At 71.7% G+C, this 22,057-nt stretch carries 15 protein-coding genes and 2 pseudogenes; 11 read left to right on the top strand and 6 right to left on the bottom strand.

The window, feature by feature from the left end:
- Positions 1-30: 30 nt before the first annotated feature.
- The 6 genes from AB0B83_RS26565 to AB0B83_RS26540 all read right to left on the bottom strand — a co-directional run bounded on the left by AB0B83_RS26565 (position 31) and on the right by AB0B83_RS26540 (position 7,667).
- A complete protein-coding gene (locus AB0B83_RS26565; protein WP_357580442.1) occupies positions 31-825 on the bottom strand; it encodes a TIGR03084 family metal-binding protein in 795 nt (264 codons plus the stop codon).
- Positions 826-987: 162 nt separating this feature from the next.
- Complete coding sequence (locus tag AB0B83_RS26560; RefSeq protein ID WP_357580441.1) at positions 988-2,736, bottom strand: MFS transporter; 1,749 nt, start codon at positions 2,734-2,736, stop codon at positions 988-990.
- Positions 2,720-3,808, bottom strand: a complete 1,089-nt coding sequence (locus tag AB0B83_RS26555; RefSeq protein WP_357580443.1) for a hypothetical protein — start codon at positions 3,806-3,808, stop codon at positions 2,720-2,722. The genes AB0B83_RS26560 and AB0B83_RS26555 overlap by 17 nt, the downstream gene beginning before the upstream one ends.
- A gap of 266 nt (positions 3,809-4,074) precedes the next feature.
- Positions 4,075-5,709 carry a GMC family oxidoreductase gene (locus tag AB0B83_RS26550; protein WP_357580440.1) on the bottom strand — a complete coding sequence of 545 codons (1,635 nt, stop codon included), beginning with the start codon at positions 5,707-5,709 and terminating at the stop codon, positions 4,075-4,077.
- Entirely contained in the window at positions 5,706-6,275 is a 570-nt protein-coding gene (locus tag AB0B83_RS26545; protein ID WP_357580439.1) for a DUF5987 family protein, read from the bottom strand. The genes AB0B83_RS26550 and AB0B83_RS26545 overlap by 4 nt, the downstream gene beginning before the upstream one ends.
- Before the next feature lie 345 nt (positions 6,276-6,620).
- Positions 6,621-7,667, bottom strand: a complete 1,047-nt coding sequence (locus AB0B83_RS26540; RefSeq protein ID WP_357580438.1) for an ISAs1 family transposase — start codon at positions 7,665-7,667, stop codon at positions 6,621-6,623.
- A 283-nt stretch (positions 7,668-7,950) separates the two neighbouring features.
- Between AB0B83_RS26540 and AB0B83_RS26535 the strand changes: the two are divergent.
- The 11 genes and pseudogenes from AB0B83_RS26535 to AB0B83_RS26485 form a co-directional block, all read left to right on the top strand.
- Positions 7,951-8,169 (top strand): annotated as a pseudogene (locus tag AB0B83_RS26535) (transposase); the annotation flags it as partial.
- A 16-nt stretch (positions 8,170-8,185) separates the two neighbouring features.
- Positions 8,186-8,341: pseudogene (locus AB0B83_RS26530) on the top strand (IS256 family transposase); the annotation flags it as partial.
- A gap of 322 nt (positions 8,342-8,663) precedes the next feature.
- The gene (locus tag AB0B83_RS26525; RefSeq protein WP_357580437.1) at positions 8,664-9,890 is read left to right on the top strand and encodes an MFS transporter; all 1,227 of its coding nucleotides are present in this window, start codon (positions 8,664-8,666) and stop codon (positions 9,888-9,890) included.
- Between the two features lie 334 nt (positions 9,891-10,224).
- A complete protein-coding gene (locus AB0B83_RS26520) occupies positions 10,225-13,935 on the top strand; it encodes an amino acid adenylation domain-containing protein (protein WP_357580436.1) in 3,711 nt (1,236 codons plus the stop codon).
- 27 nt (positions 13,936-13,962) lie between these two features.
- Positions 13,963-15,222: an ATP-grasp domain-containing protein gene (locus AB0B83_RS26515; protein WP_357580435.1), complete on the top strand. Its 1,260-nt coding sequence runs from the start codon at positions 13,963-13,965 to the stop codon at positions 15,220-15,222.
- On the top strand, positions 15,219-16,178 hold the full coding sequence (locus AB0B83_RS26510) for a hypothetical protein (protein ID WP_357580434.1): 960 nt from the start codon (positions 15,219-15,221) through the stop codon (positions 16,176-16,178). Before AB0B83_RS26515 ends, AB0B83_RS26510 begins: the two co-directional genes overlap by 4 nt.
- Positions 16,179-16,189: 11 nt before the next feature.
- Positions 16,190-17,995 (top strand): asparagine synthase (glutamine-hydrolyzing), encoded by a 1,806-nt coding sequence (gene asnB, locus AB0B83_RS26505; RefSeq protein WP_357580433.1) that lies wholly within the window; start codon positions 16,190-16,192, stop codon positions 17,993-17,995.
- A gap of 61 nt (positions 17,996-18,056) precedes the next feature.
- Positions 18,057-18,890, top strand: a complete 834-nt coding sequence (locus AB0B83_RS26500; RefSeq protein ID WP_357580432.1) for a hypothetical protein — start codon at positions 18,057-18,059, stop codon at positions 18,888-18,890.
- A gap of 10 nt (positions 18,891-18,900) precedes the next feature.
- Complete coding sequence (gene ilvE, locus AB0B83_RS26495; RefSeq protein WP_357580431.1) at positions 18,901-19,815, top strand: branched-chain-amino-acid transaminase; 915 nt, start codon at positions 18,901-18,903, stop codon at positions 19,813-19,815.
- Positions 19,816-19,819: 4 nt separating this feature from the next.
- Positions 19,820-20,887: an AEC family transporter gene (locus AB0B83_RS26490; protein WP_357580430.1), complete on the top strand. Its 1,068-nt coding sequence runs from the start codon at positions 19,820-19,822 to the stop codon at positions 20,885-20,887.
- 88 nt (positions 20,888-20,975) lie between these two features.
- Complete coding sequence (locus tag AB0B83_RS26485; protein ID WP_357580429.1) at positions 20,976-21,938, top strand: TauD/TfdA family dioxygenase; 963 nt, start codon at positions 20,976-20,978, stop codon at positions 21,936-21,938.
- The last annotated feature ends 119 nt before the right edge of the window (positions 21,939-22,057 follow it).

The following is a 22,057-nucleotide window of genomic DNA, read 5'->3' as shown; positions in this document are numbered from 1 at the left end:
CCCGGCGGCCCGGCCGGGGCGCACGGGACGTCAGGAGGCGGCGAACTGTCCCGGCCGCCGCCCCGGGCCGGCCGGGCCCCGGTACGCCTGGGCGATGTCCAGCCAGTGGTGGGCCTCGGCGCCGACGGCCTTCAGCGACAGGTCGTCACGGTGCCGGCGCCGGGTCACCAGGAGGCAGAAGTCCTCGGCGGTGCCGTTGACGATCTGCTCGGCGTCCGGCGGCCCGAAGTGCCAGACCGCGCCCGACGGGGCGGTGATGACGAAGCGGAACGTGCTGCTCGGCACCTCCAGCCCCCGTGCCAGGTAGCCGAAGTCCCAGGTGCGGACCGCGAACTCGACGAGCGGCCGGAGCCGGTCGGTGCGGCGGCGGCGTACGCCGAGGGCGTCGGCGATGTCCTGGCCGTGCCCGAACAGCTCCATCATTCCCGCCGCGGCGAGCACCGGCGCCGGGAGCGGCCGGACGAGCCAGGGCACCGGCTGTCCCACCGGGACGGCGGCGAGGGCCTTTTCGGCGAGGGTCCGCTCCTCGCGCCACCGGGCCAGCAGCGCCGGCGGCGCCTCGGCCAGGTACGGGGCCATCGCCGCGTTCACGTTCGCGTCGAAGTCGCCGCTCATGCGCGACATGAGGGCCTGGAAGCCGTCCGGGTCGGCGGCGGCCAGGCCGGCCATCCGGAAGGTGGCGGTCAGGTGGGCGATCTGGTGCGCGACCGTCCAGCCCTCGGCGGGGGTGGCGGTCCGCCACCCGGCGTCGTCCAGCTCGGCGACCATGCGGTCGACGTCGTCGCCCTCGGCCTCCAGGGCGGCGAACACGTCCTGTTCTGCCACGCGCTCATCCTCTCGATGCGGTGCCGCCCCACCCGGACGGACGATGCGGACCCCGGGCGTCGTCGCGGGGGGTGACCTCGACCGGTGCGGTGGCGCACGTCGCCGGCGCCGTACGGCCGGCGGTTGACGGGGGAGCCGGCCGATCGGGTCGGTGCCGGCGCATCAATCATCGGCGGGTGGCGTGGCGGGTGTCTTCTCCCACTGTGCGGAGCGCGACCGGCGGCCACGTTCCGATCCGACCGTCTCCGTGGCCCCGTGACCCGGGCCGCCGTCGAGCGGCGGATCCGCCTCGTCGTCGGCCGGGCGCCCGCGCAGCCGGAGCGCGAACAGCCCGCCGAGCAGCAGGACGCCCACCACCACCCACAGGGCCGGCCGGACGGCGGGCAGGAACGCGTCGGCGAACGCGCCGGCGGCCACGTCGCGGTACCGGTCGGCGAGCTCCGGCGGGGTACCGGGCGGCACGACGAACCCGCCGGCCTGGCCGGCACCGAGCTTGACGCCCTCCCCGGCGGCCGCGCCGAAGCCGTGCAGGAAGTCCGTCCGGGCCTCGGGAGGCAGCTGCGCCGCCCCCGCGCGGGCGGCCTCGGGCAGGGTGTCGGCGAGCCGGTGTTGCAGGACGGCGCCGACGACGGCCGCGCCGAGCGCGCCGCCGACCTGTCGTGCGGTGTTGAGCACGCCCGCGGCGGCGCCGGCGAGTTGCGCGGGGACGTGGCGCATCGCCTCGGTGGTGGTCGGCGCGATGGACGCCCCCATGCCGATGCCGACGGCGACCAGCGGCAGGACGAAGGTGCCGGCCGTGGAGTGCGGCGTGACCAGCAGCGCCATGCCCAGCACGCCGAGCGCGTACACGGTGAGCCCGCCCGCGAGCAGGCGCCGGCCGCCGAGCCGGTCGGTGAGCCGCCCGGCGACCGGCGCGACGGCGCTGAGCACCACCGTCCAGGGCAGCGCGGCGAGGCCCGACTCCAGCGGACTCATGCCGAGCAGCGCCTGCGTCTCGATCACGAAGACCAGCAGGAAGCCGTACAGCCCGAAGGAGCTGACGAGCGTGATCAGGGTCGCCGGGCCGAAGTTGCCGAGGCGGAACAGCCCGGGCGGGACGAGCGGCTCCCGCTGCCGCTGTTGGCGCAGCGTGAAGACCAACCCGCACAGCGCCGCGGCGGCCAGGATCGCCGGGATGCTGACGGGCCCGCGTACCGTGCCCCAGTCGTGCCGTTCGCCCTCGATGAGGGCGTACATGAGGCCCACCAGCGCGGCGGTGGCCAGGAGCACGCCGACCACGTCGAGGTGGCGCGGCCGGCGGGTGCGCAGGTCGGGGACGAGCCACCAGGCGAGGGCGACGCCCGCCACGCTGAGCGGTACGTTCAGGTAGAAGATCCACTCCCAGCCGAGCCGGGTGATCACGAGACCGCCGAGGGTGGGGCCGCTGACGGCGGCCACGCCCGCGACGGCGGTGAAGATCCCGAAGGCGGCGCCCCGCCGCGCGGCCGGGAAGATGCCGGAGATGAGGACCAGCGCCTGCGGCAGCAGCGCCGCGGCGCCCACGCCCTGCACCACCCGCGCGGCGATGAGCTGCCCCGGGGACTGGGCCGCCCCGCAGAGCACCGAGGCCACCGCGAACACCGCCATGCCGGCCATGAAGACGGTACGCGGGCCGAACAGGTCGCCGAGGCGCCCGGCGACGATCAGCAGCGACGCCAGCGCCAGCAGGTAGCCGTTCAGCACCCAGAGCATGCTGTCGATCCCGGTGTCCAGGGACCGCATCATGTCCGGCACGGCGGTGTTGACGATGCTCGTGTCGAGCAGGATGAGGAAGTTGCCGAGGCACAGCACCAGCAGGGCCGCCCACGGGTTGACCGGTCGCGGCGTCGTCACCGCCTCGGCGCCCCGCTCCGGGTCACGGTTGCTCCGCACGCGACGCCTCCTGCTCGGCGTCGGCGTCGGTCACGCCGAGCGGGGCGGGCCGCAGGCCGTCCCCGTACAGGGTCGCGCCGATCCGGCGGGCCGTGGTGAGGCTCGCCCAGGCCGTGACCGTGACCAGCGCGGCGTCGTCGGCGCCGCCGTCGCGGCAGGCGGCGACGTCGGCGTCGGTCACCCGGTACGGCGTGAGCGCGGTCAGCAGCGCCAGCCGGGCGACGGGTCGCTCGGCCGGCGCCAGTTCGGCGACGGCGGCGTCGAACCACCGGCCGCCGCCCGGCTCCGGGGGCGGCGGGCCGGCCAGGCAGGCCAGGATCCGCCGCCGGACGTGCTCCGGCAGGGCGGCCTGCCCGGCGTGGTGGACCGCCTGGCCGGCCCGGGCGAAGGCGGCGGCCACGTGCGGCTGGCCGACGGCCCAGGCCAGGTCGGCCTCCGGCGGCGCGGGCGGCAGCAGCTCCAGGGAACGGCCGGGCGGCCGTCCGGCGCGCGCCAGCGCCCCCATGATGCGGGCGGCGGTCCGCCGGACCCCGGCGCGGATCCCGGCCGGCGCCGGCGGCAACGGGGAGTCCTGGAGGAAGACGCTCACCATCCGGTTCAGGTAGTGGAAGGCCACCGCCACGCCGATCAGTTCCGGCCCGTGCGCGGCGGGGAACGGCGGGGGACGGCGGCGCGCCGCGCTGGCGTCCCCGCTGTGCCGGGCCCACTCGGCCAGGGCCCGCAGCCGGGGGTCGCCGATCCCGCCGACCCCGGTGCCCGGCCACCCGCCCGGGTCGCCCAGCAGCCCGGCGGCCGTGGCGCCGTGCACCTCCACGCAGTACGGGCACCGGTTGCTCTCGGAGACGGCGGCGGCGACCACCTCCTTCGCCTCACGACCCACCAGCCCTTCGGCGAGCAGCGTCTCGCGCAGCATCAGCCAGCAGGCCCGCAGCACGTCGGGGGCGGGGGAGTGCAGCAGCACCGGGGGCGCGAGGACGCCGAAGTCGTCGGCCATCTGCCGGTAGACCCGCGCGACGGGCCCGTCGGCGGCCTCCGGGGCGACCGGCGTCACGTGCCGGACGTGGGTCAGCATGGTGCGGCTCGTCACCCGAGCCAGTCGCCTGCCCATCGGTTTCCTTCCTGGTCGGGCGGGCCGGGGCCGGGGGCGGGGCGCGCCCCCGGCCCGTCGTGGTCATAGGGCGTGTGTCGAAGTCCCTGGCCGGCCTGCGGCGGGCCCAGGCAGCGCCCGGCGGCGTTGGAGATCGGTCCGGACACGACACCGGTATCCGGACCGATCTCCGCCTTGCCGGACGCCGCCTGGACTCCGCCTCGGCTCGACCGAGGACTTCGACACACGCCCTAGCTGGGCACGACCTGGGGCACCGCGGTGACCGTGCCGTCGGGCAGCGAGCCGTGGTAGGTGACGTCGATGCCCCGCTGCTGCGCCGCGCGGACGATGCCGGGCACGGCGCGTTCGGCCAGCGCGGCGATGGTGAGGGCCGGGTTGACGGTGAGCGCGCCCGGCACCGCCGAGCCGTCGGTGACGAAGATGCCGGGGTGCTGCCGCAGCTCGTGCCGGTCGTCGAGGGCCGACGTCGCCGGGTCGTCGCCGATCCGGCAGGACGACAGCGGGTGCACCGTGTACGCGCCGACCACGTCGTTGGTCCACGGCATCACCCGGGCCAGCCCGTCGCGCTCCAGGATGTCCCGGGCGTCCGCGTCGGCGGCGGCCCAGCCCCGCAGCGTGTTGGCGGTGGGCCGGTAGCGCAACGGGCCCCGGCCGAGCATCTGCTGGGAGATGCGGTCGGCGTTCCCGGTCGCCGGCGGCGGCCCGAAGACGCCCTCGTTGTCGTCCTCCGACATCGTGAAGAGCGTCAGCCACGACTGCCAGCGGCGCAGCATCTCCTTTTTCTCCAGGCCGAACCAGCTCGGGCCCTGCGCGTCGGGCACCTGGGCGAGGATCGTGCCCAGCCCCAGCGGGAAGAAGAGCTGCTCCAGCGAGTACCGCTCGTACTCGGGCAGGTCGGGGTCGAGCCGGTCCCAGGTCGCCACCGTCGGCCCGCGGCCGATCTGGTTGGCGTCGTAGCCCTTTCCGTTGGGGCGGCTGAGCCCGAGCACCTCCCGGACCCGGTCGTCGTCGAAGACGGCCGTGTTGAGCCGCTCGCCGTTGCCGGAGAAGTACCTGCCGACGGCGGGGGGCATCGTGCCCAGGGTGGGCTCCGAGCGTTGCAGGATCACCGGGGTGGCCCCGGCCCCGGCCGCCACGATGACGATCTTGGCGTCGATCGTCCCGCTGTCGTGCAGGATCCGGTAGTCCTCCGCGTCGACGATGCGGTAGTGCACCCGGTACCCGCCGTCCTCGGTGCGGGTGAGGTGCTGCACCTCGTGCAACGGCCGGATCTCGGCGCCGTGCGCCAGGGCGGCCGGCAGGTAGTTGAGCAGCAGGGAGCGCTTCGCGTCGAAGCGGCACCCGGCCATCATCCAGTTGCAGTTGGTGCACTTGTCGACGTCCACGGCCGACGGCACCGGGTTGGCGGTGCGTCCGGCGTGCGCGCAGGCCGCCGCGAAGAGGCCGCCGGCGTACGGCACCTTGTCCCAGCTCTGCATCGTCACCGGCAGCGACTCGCAGACCCGGTCGTACCAGGGGTCGAGCGTGGCGCGGGTGATGGCCGCCGGCCACATCCGGCGGCCGATGCTGCCCTGCCGCTCGAAGACGAACTGCGGCGCGCGCGGCATGGTGGCGAAGTAGACGACGCTGCCGCCGCCGACGCAGTTGCCGCCGAGCACGCTCATCCCGTCGCCGACGGTGAAGTCGAAGATCCGGGTGTACGACGAGCCGAGCTTGAAGTCGTGGTCGAACTCCTCGCTGGACAGCCACGGTCCGCGCTCCAGGACCACCACCCGCGCCCCGCCCGCGGCCAGGTGGTACGCCGGGATCGCGCCGCCGAAGCCGCTGCCGATCACCACGACGTCGGTGCTTGCGCTACTGGTCATGCCGGGCTCCCTGTGGGGGTGGTGTGTGGGTGCAGTCGCGACAGCGGGCGTCCGTACGAGTACTCGGGGAAACGCCACAGCCCGTCGTCGTCGGGCTTGGTGATGCCGATCGCCAGCAGCCCCGGGTGCCCGGCGGCGAGCGCGTCGAGCGTGTTCATGTGTGCGGCGCTGTCGTAGGCCATGTTGCTGAACAGGGCGAGCCCCACCCACATCTCCTTCTCCGGGTTGTCCGGGGCGAGCAGGTGGCTCAGCAGCGCGGTGCGGTGGTCGAACGCGAGCGCGACGAAGGGCGGCACCGCTGGGTCGAGGGTCAGGCCGTTCGCCTCGGCGTACCCGGTCGCGTGCGCGTTGAGGGCCTCACTGAGCGTCCCCAGCATCAGCGACAACCCGCCGGCCGGGTCCTCCATCAGGGCCAGCGCCCCGCACTCGACGGCGCCGCCGTCGGTCGAGACGCCGGCGATCGCCCGGTCGTCGGCGGACCGCTTCGCCCCGGGGATGATGGTGTCGGCGAACGCTTCCAGCGTCAGCACGCGTGCCTGCTGCTCCTCGGGTGTTTCCGGTTGCACGGCGGCTACCTCCTTCTGGGGCGGGCGCGTCGGTTACCGGTCCCGCCGGGACGTTTTTCGGGCAGCCTTGACCACCGCCCGCTAGGGCGACGGAAGCAAGGGATGAATTGGTGGTCGCCCGGAATGCTTTCCGTGCGGCGTGGACGGTGCGCGAAGTTCTGCATCATCGTGGCTACCGACGCAGGTGGGACGCATCTTCTGTTTTGCTGAGGCCGATGTCCCGACGGCCGGGACGATTGGCGCGGAAATTGCGGACGGCGGCGGGCGTGCCATTTCCGCGCCACGTTCCACGCGGACGGCGCTGGCCGCTCCGGGCGGCGGACCCCCAGGGCCCCGGCAAAGTCCTCAGGTGATGCCGAGCAGGGCGAGTGGTCGGTTGCTGTCGCGGGCGTGGTGTCGGTTGGCGGCGGCGATGTTGGTGACGCCGGTCAGGCGTAGTGCGCCGATGGCGGCGTTGCGGAGGGTGGCCATGACCTGGGGTCCGGTGCCGGTGCGGATCTGGGATCGGTCTTCGTCGTAGGTGACGTCGCGGACCCAGTGGACTGTGTTCTCGATCGACCAGTGACCGCGGATCCAGGCGGCGAGTTGCGCCGGTTTGGCTTGGTGAACGAGCAGGTCGGTGATCGCGTAGACGGTCTCGGTCGTGAAGCGTTTCGGCTGGTCGAGTCGGCGTCGGCGGCGTCGGATCTGGATGGCTTGGGCGGCGTTCGGAAAGTCGATCCCGGTGGAGACGGACAGGATTTTCAGGGTGCGGATCTCTCGGCGGCCGTGGCCGCGGCAGGTGCCGCGGTCTGCGTCGGGGACTGCCCGCCAGGGCAGGGCGGCCAGCTGGGTGCGCAGGTTGGGCTGGTTGCCCTTCACGGTAAGAATCCAGTGGGCGCCACGTTCGGCGAGGTAGGCGACGTGGTCGCGTTGACAGGGCAGGGCGTCGGCGGTCACCATGACCTCGCCGAGGTCGCCGAGGTCGCCGAGCTGGTCGAGCAGGGGTGCGAAGCGGGTGATCTCGTTGGTCTTGCCGTCGACGTCGGTGCTGGCCAGCACGACGCCCGTGGCCTGGTCGGCGGCGGCGAGGACGTGCCGGGCGACAGTGTCGCCGGTCCGGGAGCCGCGTAGCGTCTTGCCGTCCACGGCGATCACCCGGCGTGTTCCCGCCGACGGCGCGGGCAGCTGCGTGGCGAGCCAGGCTCCGATCACCATGGCCAGCCGGTCGGCGTCCAGGGCCTGCAACAGCCTGCGGATCATGGCCTCTGACGGCCGCCGGTCCACGTCGATCCCGAGCACAGCCGCGGTATCAGCAGGTAGATCAGCGACCCACTCAGCGATCGCCGCGTACGAGCGGTAACCGGCGACGACCGCGCACACCGCCGCCGCGACCACGGTTATCCAGAGCATGCCGGACCCCACGCCGGGCACGCGGATCGGGCAGGCAACCCAACGCCGCGAGTAGGCCGGCAGCCGAGGCCACGGCAGATGACCCGGGCGGTGCGGTCGACAACGATGAGATCAGCGATGATGGCAGCGCGGGCATGGCTCACTTCAGATAGATCAACAGGCCTCGAGAACCTTGATGATCTTCTGGAACGGCCATGCCCGCCCCGCTACCCACACCTAGGGCGCGTCCACACCAACCACCTCAAGCCGGACACCCCTCACGACTTTGCCGGGCCCTGGGGTCGATCACCAGCAGTTGCAGCAGTTCCTGACCTCGTCCACCTGGGACGTCGCCGGCGTGCGACGGCGGCTGGCGACGGCCGCGGTCGACGTGGTGGCGCCTCAGGTGTGGGTGGTCGATGACACCGGGTTTCCCAAGGACGGCAAAGCCTCGGCGTGCGTGGCCCGGCAGTATTCCGGCACCCTCGGCAAGGTCGCCAACTGCCAGATCGCCGTCAGTGTCCACGCGGCGACCGAAACGACTCGTCGGCGCCGTCCTGGCCGAGCAAACCGACGAATGGACCGAAGGCCGCCGCTACATGGGCCTGGACCTACTCGACAAAGCCCGCATGGTCACGATCAACACCGATCAACACGACACCAACCAGACAGAACCCGCCCCGATCGCCGCCTAACATCAGACCGGATCCCGCGATGGCCGTCTCCTACACCACTCGCGCGGCCATGACCCGCATCCAACCTGGGTTCAAGCTATCAATGTGAGATAAGCCACTGTCGTCCTGTATGGACTTTCCCGTATGCCGAGACTTCCATTGGTCGGGATCCGCGCGGCGGTCCGTTCGAAGCGACCGTCACGTCGCGGCATGTCCGCTAGCAATGACGCTATGCAGGAGGCACGGGGGCTATGAGAACAACGGTGACCGAGCGACAACCAAGCCCGCCAGACGGCCGTAACGTCGTCGCGCCCAACCTTCGGCGCGGTGAAGCTGCGGTCCTGTGGTGCTGAGCCGCCTGCTCCCACCTGCCGGTTCCAGCCGCACCCTCACCGTCATCACCCTGGTACACACCCTCGGGCAGGGGCTGTGGATGGCCATCAGCGCCATCTTCGCCACCTCCGTGGTGGGCCTGTCGGTCGGTGAGTTCAGCAGCGGCCTGGTCGTGGCTGCCCTCGTCGCGCTGGCGCTGAGCACCCCCACCGGGCACCTCGCCGACCGCATCGGCCCACGCGTGGTGCAGATCTGGTCGTTCGTCCTGCTCGGACCGCTGACTGCGGCACTGCTGTTCGTCCACGACGTAGCCGCCTACATCGCCGTCCTGTCTCTGCAGGCTGTCGCCTACAGCGCCAGCCGCAGCGCCCGGATGGCGATGATCGCCGGCCTGATCCCGCCGGCCGATCGGGTGCGCGTACGGGCTTACCTGCGGGCCACCAGCAACGTCAGCGTCTCCGTCGGCGCGCTCATCGCCGGCGTGCTGCTGACCGTCGACACCCCGACGGCGTACCGCAGCGCGGTGCTGGTCAACGCCGTCGCCTACACCGTCGCCGGGCTGCTCACGGTCCTGCTGCCGGCGGTGGCACCCCAGCCGCCCAGGCCCGGCCCGAAGCTGGAGGTGCTGCGTGACCGCCCGTACCTCAGCTTCGTGGTGCTGGACGGCCTGCTGAGCATGCACTACCTGCTGCTCGACGTGGTCCTGCCGCTGTGGGTGGTGCGCCACACGCAGGCGCCGCGCTGGATGGTCGCCGCGATCCTGTTGATCAACACCGTCGGTGTGGTGCTGTTCCAGGTACGGGCGGCGCGCGGCACCGACGAACCGGTCGCTGCGGCGCGAGCGGTGCGCTTCGGTGCGCTGTTCCTCGCCGTCGCCTGCGTCGTCTTCGCCTCCAGCGCACACGTCTCGGCGCTGTTCGCCTCCCTGCTGCTGGTGGTCGGCGCGTTGGCACACGTCATGGGGGAGATCCGGCAGGCTGCCGGCAGTTGGGGGATCTCCTTCGGCCTCGCCCCCGAGCACGCCCAGGGGCAGTACCAGGGCACCTATGCGATGGGCACCGACCTCGGGAAGATGATCGCCCCGGCGGTGCTGGCCTGGCTGGCGATCCAGCACGGGACGGCCGGGTGGCTGGCCATCGCGGTCGGCTTCGCGGCGATCGGCTCGGCCGTGCCGTTCGTGGTGGCGTGGGCGAACCGGCACCGGCCGGCGCCGCAGCTCGCATCAGTGACCAGTTGAGGACCCGGACGGTTCACGGATCGCCCGCACCGTGAGGTCGGCTCCCCGGCGCGGAGCCTGAGCCCTCCACCCGCACCTGCCCCCGGCCGGTGCCGGCCACCACGATCGACGAGACAGAAGTCCGCACACGTGTGCCCTCGGCACCTGCATGCGCAGTGACACGCCGCGAACAGGGGAGACCATGACAGGCGAACAACCGCGAGCCACCACCACACCGCAGCCCGGGGCCGGGCCGACGGAGGCGCTGCAGCTTCCCGTAACCCGAACGGATGCCGCCGGCAGAGTCTGCGAAGGACCGTCGTGGACCGTTGACTCCGCCACCGCGATCGCGCAGGTGCCCCCCGGCACCGGGGCAGACGTACTGTTCGCCGCCTTCGCGCTGCTGGTCCACGGGTACAGCGGGCAGGACGACATCCAGCTCGGCCGGGTCGCCGGGTCCGCCCCGGACGGTACGCCCGACCGCCGACGGGTCCGCTCGACGCTCGCCGCCGACACCTCGTTCGCCTCCCTGGTGTCGCAGTTCGCCGCCCCCGCCGGCCCGCCCCCGCCGGCCACCGAGGGGTTGCGCGTCACGTTCGTCTACACGAGAGTTGCCGGCCCGGGGGCGGGTGAGGCACCGGATCCGGCCGGGGACGCCCTGCGCCTGCAGGTGGTGGGCAGCGGCGCCGAAACGCGGTTCACCCTGCACCACGACACCGGCCTGTTCACCCGGGAGTTCGCCGACCGGATGGCGGCCAACTACCGCACACTGCTCGCCGACGCCTGCCGGCGGCCCACCGTGCCGATCCACGAGCTGGCCATGGTCTCCTTGCCGGAGGCCCACCACCTGCTGCACGAGCTCAACGACACCGCGCGGCCGTTCCCGCACGACGCGACCGTGCACGGGCTGGTCGAGGCGCAGGTGCAGCGCACCCCGGAGGCACCTGCCGTCGAGTGGCAGGGCGCAGTCCTGAGCTACCGGGACCTCAACGCAGCCGCCAACCGACTGGCCCGGGCGCTGCGCGCTGCCGGAGTCGCCCCGGGCGGGCGGGTCGGCGTGTGCGTCGGCCGCTCCGCGCACACCGTCAGCCTGCTGCTGGCCGTACACAAGCTGGGCTGCGCCTACGTCCCGCTGGACCCGGCGTACCCGGCGGAGCGGCTGGCCGCGATCGCGGCCACCGCCGACATGGCCGCGGTCGTGTTCGACGCCCCCGAGACGCCCGGCTGGCTCACCGCCCTCGCCGCCCTGCCGCTGGCCGCCGAAGATTTGGTCAAGCAGGCCGCCGAGCAGCCTGCCGACAACCTCGACCTCGTCATCGCCTCGACCGACCCGACCCACCTGATCTACACGTCCGGCTCGACCGGGCTGCCCAAGGGCGTGGTGGTCAGCCACCGCAACGTCGCCGCCCTGCTCGCCTGGGCGTGGCGCACCTACTCGGCCGACGACGTGTCCCGGGTGCTCTTCGGCACCTCACTCAACTTCGACCTGTCCGTGTTCGAGATGTGGTGCCCGCTCACCCTCGGCGGCTGCGTCGTGGTGGTCGACAACGTCCTCGCCCTGACCGAGCCGAACGCGCTGCGCCCGTCGTTGATCAACACCGTGCCGAGCGCGCTGAACGTACTGCTGCAGCGCCACGCCGTACCACGCAGCACGGTCGTGCTCAACGTCGCCGGCGAGCCGCTCGCCCGGGAGCTGGTCAACGCCGCCTTCGCCGACACGCGCGTACGGCGGCTGTACAACCTGTACGGGCCGAGCGAGGACACCACGTACTCGACCTGGAAGTGCTTCACCGGCCCCACCGAGGACCCCCCGACGATCGGGGTACCGGTCGACAACACCGTCGCGTACCTGCTCGACGCAGCCGGACGGCTGGTACCCCTGGGCGTACCCGGTGAACTGTACCTGGGCGGCGCCGGAGTGGCCGGCGGATACATCAACGACCCGCAGCGTACGGCGGCCGTGTTCGTCGAGGCGCCGACCGGGCTGGGCCTGCCCGCCGGTACCCGGCTCTACCGCACCGGCGACCTGGCCCGTTGGACGGCCGACGGGGAACTCGACTTCCTCGGCCGCCGCGACAACCAGGTGAAGGTACGCGGCTACCGCATCGAGCTCGGCGAGATCGAGGCGGCCCTGCGTGAGGTGGTCGGTCTGCGCGACGTCGCCGCGCTGGCCGTGCGTCACCACGGCGACGCCCGCCTGGTCTGCTGGCTCGGCGTCGACGAGGCCGACGGCGTGAGCGTGGAGCAGGTCGCCGCGCACCTGCGGGCCACGCTGCCCTACTACATGCAGCCGGCCCGCATCGTCCTCGACGCGCAGCTTCCGCTGTTGCCCAACGGCAAGGTCGACCGCCGGGCCCTCGCCGCTCGGGAGATCGACTGGAGCGCCGTCGCCGGCGCGGCCCCGGGCACCGACGACGGGACGTCGGGGGAGCCCGGCCCGGCCGACGCCGCAACCGCGCAGTTCGACGAGCACGGCCAAACCGTCGCCGGGGTCTGGACCGACCTGCTCGGCCTGGCCGAGGTACGTCCGGACCTGGACTTCTTCTCCGTCGGCGGGCACTCGCTCCTGGCCAACCTGTTGGCCGCACGCCTGGCCGAGCGCTCCGGCACGGTGGTGCGGGTCTCCGACATCTACGAGAACCGCACGCTCGCCGAGCAGATCACAATGATTCGGCGCAGCCGCGCCCAGGCGCCCGCCACGGCCGGCGCCGACGACGTGGACCAGCGCCTGGCCGCCCTGGCCGAGACCCTGCACCGCTCCGCGACCGGGCACGGCGTGCCGGGGGCGGCGATCGCCGCGTACGTGGACGGTCGGCTGGAGTTCGCCTACCACGGTTTCGACGACGTCGAGGCCGGCCGGCCGCGTACCGCCGAGTCCCGGCAGCGGATGACCTGCATCACCAAGGTACTCGTCGCCTACGTCGCGCTGATGCTGGTCGACCGGGGACTGGTCGGGCTCGACGAGTCGCTGGCCGAACGGCTGCCGTTGGCGTTCCGGCGCAACGGCGTGGATGGCACCGTCGAGGTGACGCTCCGTCAGCTGCTGTCCCACACCAGCGGCGTCGACGACTCCTTCGAGGTCTGGAACGACGTGGATGCCCCGGATCTGGTCAGCTACGTCGGCAACTTCCGGCACTACGGCCAGCTCTTCGAGCCCGGACTGGTCTACGCCTACTCGGCGTGCGGCACCGCGATCGTGGCCCTGCTCATCGAGGAACTGCTCGGCAAGCCGTGGCGCTGGGCCGTGAACGAGCTGCTGCTCACCCCGCTCGGTATCCGGGAGATCCCGCCCGACAACGAGCCCGGCGACCACTACGGCGACACCGTGGCCACCGGTTACCTGTGGAGCCCGGCGCAGCAGCGGTTCCTGCGCCACACCCCGCCCCGGCAGACCATTGCCGACGACTCGACCTCGTCGTTCCAGGTCTGCTTCACCATCGGAGAGCTCGCCACCATCGCCGTGTTCGCGCTGCAGGACGGCGTCGCCCCGGACGGTACCCGGCTGCTCTCGGCGCAGCTGGCCGAGCAGATGCGTACCCCGCAGGTCGACATCCCCGGCCACCACTTCATGCACGCGTGGGGGCTGGGCTGGCTGATGTTCGGGCCGACCGCGTTCGGCTTCAACTCCAACGGCAGCGGCCAGCACAACTTCATCCAGATCTTCCCCGAGCGCCGGACCTTCCTGCTGCTGCTGGCCAACGCGTACCCGGTCTTCGGCCTGTACGAGGATCTGCTGCAGACCTTCGCCGGGCAGCAGCTGATCCGCACCGGCCGCCCGTTCGACCTCGACCTCGACGACTGCGTCGGCCGCTACGTCTCCGACGGCTACCAGCTGCACGTCTTCCGCGGCCCGGAGCACCTGCGCTACGAGTACCACGAACGGAGCCGCGACGGGCGGTGGTGCCAGACCGACGAGGGTGACCTGGTCTCCTCCGGGGCCGGCGGCTTCACCTCCATGTCCCCGAAGAACATCCTGGCCGGATCGATCTCCTTCATCCCCACCCCCGGCACCCGGGTGCCGGGGTTCGTCCGGCTGGGCCAGCGCCTGACCCGGCGCGCCGGCTGACCCCGCGCAACGAACGGAAAGAAGCCCATGTCCAAGCACGTTGTCTTCGTGACCTGGAAGACCGGTAACGCGCCCGCGTTCGAGGCGGCGCACCGGCTCGGGCACGAGGTGACCCTCATCCGCTCGCTGGAGATGGAGCGGACCCAGAACATCGACCTCGAGTCCACGCCCTACGGCCGGTTCATCGACACGGTGCACGTCCTCGACGACGCCACCGACGTCGACACCCTGCGCGCCTGCGTACTCGCCGTTCACCGCCGCCGCCCGATCGACGGGTTCGTGGCCACGGTGGACGCCTTGGTGGTGCCGGTGGCCCGGATCGCCGAGGAACTAGGCGTGCCGTTCACCAGCGCGCACGGCGCCGAGACGGCGAAGCTGAAGTCGCGCTGCCGGGAGGTGCTCGCCGCGGCCGGCGTCGACCCGACCCGGCACGCCGTCGTCGCCAACCTGCGCGAGGCGCTGGCCTTCACCGCCGAGGTCGGCTACCCGGTGGTGGTCAAGCCGGCGCGCGGCTCGGCCAGCGAAGGCGCCCACGTCGTGGCCGACGAGGCCGTGCTGCGCGAGGTCTTCGGGCAGCTCGGCGACGACGACCGGACGTACGCGGCCGGCATCCTGGTCGAGCAGTACCTCACCGGCCGGTTCGTCTCCGCCGAGATCGGCCTGTCGCACGGACGGTTCCTGCGCCTGGCGATCAGCGAACGCAAGACCTGGGCGCGCCATGAGCCGCTGGAGGTCGGCGTCACCATCCCGGCGGTGATCACGCCGGCCGAGTACGAGACGGTGATGGCGTTCGCCGAACGCGTCGTCGACGCCGTCGACCTGCGGCTGGGCGTCTTCCACGTGGAGGTCATGCTCGGCCCGGACGGCCAGGCCCGGCTGATCGAGCTCAACCCCCGCCTCATGGGCTCCTGCCTGCCCAACCTGTTCCGGATGGCCGGCGGTGGCGACATCTTCGAGCTGCTGGTGCGCATCCACCTCGACGAGCCGGTCGACCCCGCCGAGATCAGCTTCACCCACTACGCGACCGTGCGCTGGTTCGGCGCCGCCGACCCGCGGCCCCGCCCGGCACAACCGCCGGACCTGAGCTGGGCGAGCGGGTACGGCGACGTGCTGCGCTCCTTCACCGTCCGCTACCCCGACATCCCGGTACTGCCCGCCTGTCGAGGCAACCTCGGAAATTTCGGCGAGGTGCAGGTCGTGCACGCCGACCACGACGAATCCGTCCGTATCGCGGAGGAGATCGTCGGTCGGGTCGCCGACCAACTCGGCATGGAACTGACGAGGTGACCTACGCGATGACGACCTTCTTCACCGACACCCGTGCCCAGCTGAGCAGGCTCGGCCTGCCCGACGGCGACGACACCGCCGCATCCGAGTCCCGACGCACCTTCTCCGACGGCTGCCACTTCCGTATCGAGGTGCCGACCGTCAACTCCGCCCACGCGGCCGAGGTGCTGCTGGCCGGCGCCCGATGCCGCGGCTTCACCATCAACCGGATCACCGAGACCCGCGGCATGTACCGGCACACCTCCGCCGAACTGCGCGAGTACGTGGCGCTCGGGCACGAGTACGGCGCCGAGATCCTCATGTCGGTGGGGCCCCGCGCCAGCTACGACATCGGCGGCGGTGTGCAGACCCCGGAGGGCGTACGCATCGGTTACCGGCTGCGCGGCCAGGAGCAGGTGGTCCGCGCCGTCGAGGACGTCAAACGCGGCGTGGAACTGGGCGTGCGCGGCTTCGTCGTGTACGACGAGGGCCTGCTGTGGGTGCTCAACCGGCTGCGCGCCGCCGGTGACCTGCCGGCCGACATCCACCTGAAGGTCTCGGCCCACTGTGGACACGGCAACCCCGCCTCCGCGCAGCTGCTGGAGATGCTCGGCGCCGACAGCTTCAACCCGGTGCGTGACCTGACCGTCGCGATGATCGCGGCGATCCGTCGGGCGGTGTCCATCCCGCTGGACTGCCACGTGGACAACCCGAAGATGTCCGGCGGGTTCGTGCGCACCTACGAGGCGCCACAGTTCGTCCAGGTCGCCGCGCCGGTCTACCTCAAGACCGGCAACAGCGCGCTGGAGGGGCACGGGGTCAGCCCGACGCCGACGCAGCTCGACGACATCCTGCGCCAGGTCGAGATTGTGACCGAGTTCGTCGCCCGCCACCATCCGCAGGCCCGCCAGTCGCCGGCCGGCGGCCCCGCCCACCGGGCCGGGCCCACCGCCGACCTGCTCGCCACCACACGCTAAGGGACCCAGACATGTGCCGTATCTACGGCTACTTCGGCGGGGAACCCGTCGACCGCGACGTGCTCGACCGGGTGGCGCTCGGCCTGCTGCACGGCGGCCCGGACGAGCAGACGCGCCACGTCGACGACCTCGGGGCGCTCGGCACCGACCGGCTGGCCGTCCAGGGCATCGCCGACGGGCACCAGCCGTTCCACCGCCCCGGCCTGACCTGCGTGTTCAACGGCGAGATCTACAACCACCGGGCGCTGCGCGCCGAGCTGACCGCCGCCGGGTACACCTTCGACGGCGACTGCGACGGCAACGTCCTGCTGCCGCTCTACGAACGCTATGGTGACGCCTTCGTCGAGCGGCTCGAGGGCATGTTCGCCATTGCCGTGGTCGACCGACGCGCCGAGCCGTGCCTGAGGCTGTACGTCGACCACGCCGGCATGAAGTCGCTGTACTGGTACCTGTCCGCCGACCGGCGCCGGCTCTGCTTCGCCTCGGAGCTGCAGGCGCTCTCGCGCATGCCGGACTTCCCGCGCCGGCTCGACCCGCTGGCCGTCGACCGCTACCTGGGTGGCCGCGCCGTGTGGGGCCCCGGCACCGTCTACGCCGACGTGCGGACCCTGGTACCCGGCGGCATGGTGCGCTTCGACCTGTCCGGGCGGCTCACGCAGGCGCGCACGCCGCCCGCGCCCGCGCCCGAGCCGGCCTGGCCCGGCGGCGTCCCCGACCTGGACACCGCCGCTGAGCTGCTCGACGCGATGCTGCGCGACGAGCTCACCCGAATGCTCGACGCGGACGTGCCGGTCTGCGTGATCACCAGCGGCGGCCTGGACTCCAGCTACCTCACCGCGCTGGCCGCCGGCCTGCAGCCCGACCTGGCCTCGTTCAACATCGCCTACCACGGCGACTGGCCAGCCGACGAGCGGCACTTCGCCGAGGAGGTGGCCCGCCACTGCGGTACCCGCCACCACCAGGTCCTGCTCGACCCGGCGGACTTCCCGGGCATCATCGACCGGTTCATCCGCCACCTCGACCAGCCCAACAACGCCGCGCACAGCCTCAGCACGTACGCGCTGTTCGAGGCGGTCCACGACGCAGGCTTCAAGGTCGCGCTGACCGGCGACGGCGCCGACGAGCTGTTCGGCGGGTATGCCCGCTACGTCAAAGCGGCCCGGGACGGCTCGCTCACCTGGCACCGGGCCTACCAGGAGACGATGACCTCGATCGGGACGCCCACCCTGACCGGGCTGTATAGTCCGGCGTTCCGCGACGAGGTGGCGCGCGGCGGCGGCTTCTTCGCCGACCGCAGCGGCGACGACCTGGCTGCCCGGGTCGCGCACGGCCCCCACGACAAGCTGGAGACGCTGCTGCGCTACGACCAGTTCGAGCGCTTCCCCTACTACATCCTGCGCCGCGTCGACCACCTGAGCATGGCCCACTCGGTGGAGGCCCGGATCCCGTTCCTACAGCCGGCGGTGATGCGCTTCGCCCACGCCCTGCCCACCTCGCTGAAGGTGGTCGGCGACCAGGTGAAGGCCCCGGTGGCGCAGGCCGCCCGGCGCTGGGTGCCGGCCAGCGTGATCAACCGCCCCAAGCAGCCGTTCACCCTGCCCATCGCCGCGATGATCCGGCCCGGCGAGGCCCTCTACGACCTCATCGGCGACGTGCTGCTCGGCCCGGACCCACGCTGCGGCGGCCTGCTGCGTCGGGAGGCCGTCGCCGACCTGCTGCGGATGCAGACCGAGAACCCGGGGGCACACAGCGCCGACTGCCTGTGGTCGCTGCTGATGCTCGAACTGTGGCTGTCCAGCCGCAATCTCACCCTGTGACGCCCCACCACCGACCAGGCGGCGTGCCGGGGCCCGCCGACCACCAACCGAGGAGACACCAGTGGAACAACCCGTGGAGCAGAGTGTGAAGATCACCTCGATCCTGGCCAACGTCACCAAGGACGACATCCGCCGCGACCCGTTCCCGCACATCGTCGTCGAGAACGCCCTGCCGGAAGACCTCTACCAGGCGCTGTCGACCACCATGCCCACCGCCGAGCACATCGCGGAGCACATCGGCAAGCCGATCACCTCCAACGAGCGCTACAACTACATGTCGCAGCACATGTTCACCGACGACTCGGTCTCGCAGGTGTGGAAGGACTTCGCCCGCTACCACTGCTCGGCGGAGTTCTACCACCAGGTACTCGACCTGTTCTACCAGGACATCATCGCGGCGAACCCGGACGCGGAGAAGCGCATCGGCGCCTCGCTGCACGAGCTGCGGGTCGGGCGCCGCAATGCCGACACCTTCGAAACCCACGACATCCTGATGGACTGCACCGCGGTGATCAACTCGGCCGTGACCGGCCGCCCGTCGGCCTACCGGGGTCCGCACGTGGACAAGCCCTACAAGCTCTTCGGCGGCCTGTTCTACATGCGCCTGCCCGAGGACGACGCCGATGGCGGCGACCTGCTCCTCTACCGCTACCGCAGCGAGGACCACAAGTTCCACACCAGCCGCTCCGAGTACGGCGACAACCGATTCGACATCGACCCCAGCTTCGTCGAGGAGGTCGCCACCATCCCCTACCGCAGCAACACGCTGCTCATGTTCCCGATCAACCGGCTGGCCCTGCACGGCGTCTCCGTGCGCAGCGTCACCAACCACCAGCGCCGCTTCACCGCCCTCGTCGGTGACCTGCAGCACCACCTGTTCGACCTGGCGCTCTGAGGGGACCGGCATGCAACCGTTCGACCAACGCGAGGGCCACATCTGGCTCGACGGTCGGCTCGTCGACTGGGCCGACGCCAGGCTGCACGTGCTCACCCACGGGCTGCACTATGCCAGCAGCATCTTCGAGGGGGTACGCGTCTACGGCGGCACGCCGTTCATGCTGCGCGAGCACATCTCGCGGCTGGGGGGCTCGGCCCGCATCCTCGACTTCGAACTGCCCCACGACGAGCAGACCCTGTACCAGGCGACGCTGGACGTGGTCGCCAAGGCCGGCATCACCGACGGGTACATCCGGATGAACGCCTGGCGCGGCTCCGAGGTCATCCAGACCGCGGCGCTGAAGACGTCGGTGCACACCTCCGTCGCAGCCTGGGAACTGCCGGCCGGGTACTACGCTGCCGAGGACGCCCTGGAGACCGGCATCTCGCTGTGCACCGGCGAGTACCGCCGCCCCGCACCCGACACCGCACCGGTGAAGAGCAAGGCCGCCGGCAACTACATGATCGGTACGATCAGCAAGAACCGGGCACTGCGCGCCGGCTTCGACGACGCGCTGCTGCTCGACCACGCGGGCTTCATCGCCGAGATCACCGGGGCGCACATCTTCTTCACCCGCGACGGTGTCCTCCACACGCCGACCACCCGGTGCGTCATCGACGGCATCACCCGTGAGTGCGTGCTACACCTGGCCAGGCACGCCGGCATCTCCATCGTCGAGGCCGATCTGGCACCGGAGTTCGTGGCGCAGGCCGACGGTGCGTTCGTCTGCGGTACCGCCTGTGAGATCCTACCGGTGGCCCGAATCGACGGGCAGGGCTACGACCTGTCCGGCAACGCGGTGATCCGGACGCTGATCGACGGCTACCGCGAGATGACGGCCGGGCGCAGCCCGGTCACCGTGCCGAACAGGTGGGGGCGTTAGGCGCATGGGGGCACTGCTCGCATTCGAGAAGCTGGTGCCGGTGGCGCTGGCCTTCGGCTGCGGCGTGTTCTTCGCCCGGCGCCGGATCGGGGGCGCGGACGCGTCCAAGGGGTTCGCCGACTTCGCGTTCCTGTTCGCGGTGCCGTGCTACCTGTTCGTCAACATCTACCGCAGCGACCTGGCGGCGCTGTTCAACTGGCGGGCCATCCTCGGCTACGCATTGACCGCGATGGTGGGCATGGCTGTGGTCGGGCTGGCCACCTGGCTCACCGTGTCCCGCGAGCCGCGCGACATCGCGCTGCGGATCATGGCCGGCATCCAGGTGAACACCGCGTACTTCGCGGTGCCGGTGTTCATCATGCTGTTCGGCGACGCTGCACCGATCTTCCCGGTGCTGCTGTTCCAGGTGTGCGTGCTGACCCTGGTCGTCATCTCGATCATGGAACTGGGCGGGCCACCGGTGGGCCCGGCGCCGGTATCGGCCTCCGTGCCGGTACCGGCGCAGGCGACCACCGCGGATCGAGCGGTCACCGCGGTGGCCGTACCGGATCCGACGGTCGCCGCCCCCGCGCCCGCGCCGCGCCGGGGGGCCGCAGGCAAGCTGCTGCGGGCAGTGTGGGCCTCGCTCAACACCCCGGTGGTACTCGCCTGCAACCTCGGCATCGTCGCCAACCTGATCGGGGTCGGGGTGCCCGCCCCGCTGATGGACGGGTTCGCATTCGTCGGGGACGCCGCCTCCCCGGTGGCGCTGTTCGCCCTCGGGCTGCACCTCGGCGGCACGGGCCTGAGCATCCGAGGGACCACCTGGGAGGAGATCTGGCTGATCGCCGTCAAGTGCGTCGCGTTCCCGCTGGCCATGTGGCTCGCCTGCGGGTACCTGTTCGACGTGCGTGGCGACTGGCTGAAATACCTCGTCCTCATCGCGGCGATGCCGGCGCCGCAGAACCTGTTCATCTTCGCGCAGCGTTACGGGGTCGGCGTGGACATGTCGGCGTCCCTGGTGGTGAAGAGCTCGGTGGCGGCCCTGCTGCTGCTGCCGCTGTGGATCCACTGGGCGCACGTCGTCGGCTGACCGTCTCCGTACCCCTTGAGTCCGGACCGCCCGCACTTCGACGAAGGTCCGTCCACCACCGTCACTTCCAGCGGTAGAGAGGTAGTTCATGACGCAGGTACTGTCACCCACGGGGGTCGTCATCCGCCAGGTCGCCGGAAGGATCGGTGCCGAGATCTCCGGGGTGGACCTGCGGGAGGAGCTCGACGACGCGACGGTCGCCGCCATCTGGCAGGCCGTGCTCACCCACCGGGTGGTCTTCTTCCGCAACCAGGACATCAGTCACGCTCAGCACGTCGCGTTCGGTCGCCGCTTCGGGGCGCTGACCCGCCGTGCGGGCAAGAAGCACGGGGTGCACCCGGAGGGCTTCCCGGAGATCCTGACCGTCGACCCGAAGGCGGACGTCGCCCGGTACGGCAAGAACTTCGAGGAGTACTACCACCGCAAGTGGGTCTCCCCCCTCGCCGGCTGGCACAGCGACCTCACCCAGACGGTGAACCCACCGACCGCCTCCATCCTGCGCGCCGAGAAGACGCCGGAGTTCGGCGGGGACACCCAGTGGACCAACATGGTCGCCGCGTACCAGGGACTGGCCGAGCCGCTGCGCGACCTGGCCGACTCGCTACGAGCCGAGCACGCGTTCTTCACCGGCGTGCAGCTGCTCTACACCGACGAGCGTGACCGCGACATCCTGCGCATGTACTGCGAAGACCCGCAGGCCGCGATCCACCCGGTGGTCCGGGTGCACCCGGAGACCGGGGAGAAGGCGCTGTTCGTCAGCCCCGGCTCCACCACCCGCATCATGGGCTTCACCCAGACCGAGAGCCGGCACCTCCTCGATCTGTTCTTCCAGCACATGACCAGCGCCGAGTACACGGTGCGCTTCCGCTGGCAGCCGGGTGACATCGCGTTCTGGGACAACCGCACCACCTGCCACTTCGCCCCGACCGACTTCGCCCACCTCGACGTCGAGCGGGTCATGCACCGGGTGACCCTCCTCGGCGAGCCGGCGGTCGGCCCCGACGGCAGCACCTCCGAGCTGGCCGGTGGGGAGCCGCTGCAGCCCTGGTAGACCGGTGGGACGCCGCGGTGTGCCGGCCCTGGCGCGGCCCGGGCCCAGGGAATCCCCGCTCTTTAGAGCGGGGAGGATGTCAAGGTTTTGCGTACACCCCCTGCTCGCCGAGCCGGTGC

The sequence above is a fragment of the Micromonospora sp. NPDC049060 genome (assembly GCF_040649055.1).
In the GTDB taxonomy this organism is placed as follows: Bacteria; Actinomycetota; Actinomycetes; order Mycobacteriales; family Micromonosporaceae; genus Micromonospora; species Micromonospora reichwaldensis.
The sequence above is the reverse complement of the archived record's forward strand: the minus strand, read 5'-3'. Positions and strand labels throughout refer to the sequence as shown.

Excerpts from the sequence above, each read along its gene's own strand:
- AB0B83_RS26485 (WP_357580429.1), top strand. The coding sequence starts at position 20,976 with ATGACGCAGGTACTGTCACCCACGGGGGTCGTCATCCGCCAGGTCGCC.
- AB0B83_RS26540 (WP_357580438.1), bottom strand. The coding sequence starts at position 7,667 with ATGCTCTGGATAACCGTGGTCGCGGCGGCGGTGTGCGCGGTCGTCGCC.
- AB0B83_RS26515 (WP_357580435.1), top strand. The coding sequence starts at position 13,963 with ATGTCCAAGCACGTTGTCTTCGTGACCTGGAAGACCGGTAACGCGCCC.
- ilvE (WP_357580431.1), top strand. The coding sequence starts at position 18,901 with ATGCAACCGTTCGACCAACGCGAGGGCCACATCTGGCTCGACGGTCGG.
- AB0B83_RS26490 (WP_357580430.1), top strand. The coding sequence starts at position 19,820 with ATGGGGGCACTGCTCGCATTCGAGAAGCTGGTGCCGGTGGCGCTGGCC.
- asnB (WP_357580433.1), top strand. The coding sequence starts at position 16,190 with ATGTGCCGTATCTACGGCTACTTCGGCGGGGAACCCGTCGACCGCGAC.
- AB0B83_RS26550 (WP_357580440.1), bottom strand. The coding sequence starts at position 5,709 with ATGACCAGTAGCGCAAGCACCGACGTCGTGGTGATCGGCAGCGGCTTC.
- AB0B83_RS26555 (WP_357580443.1), bottom strand. The coding sequence starts at position 3,808 with ATGCTGACCCACGTCCGGCACGTGACGCCGGTCGCCCCGGAGGCCGCC.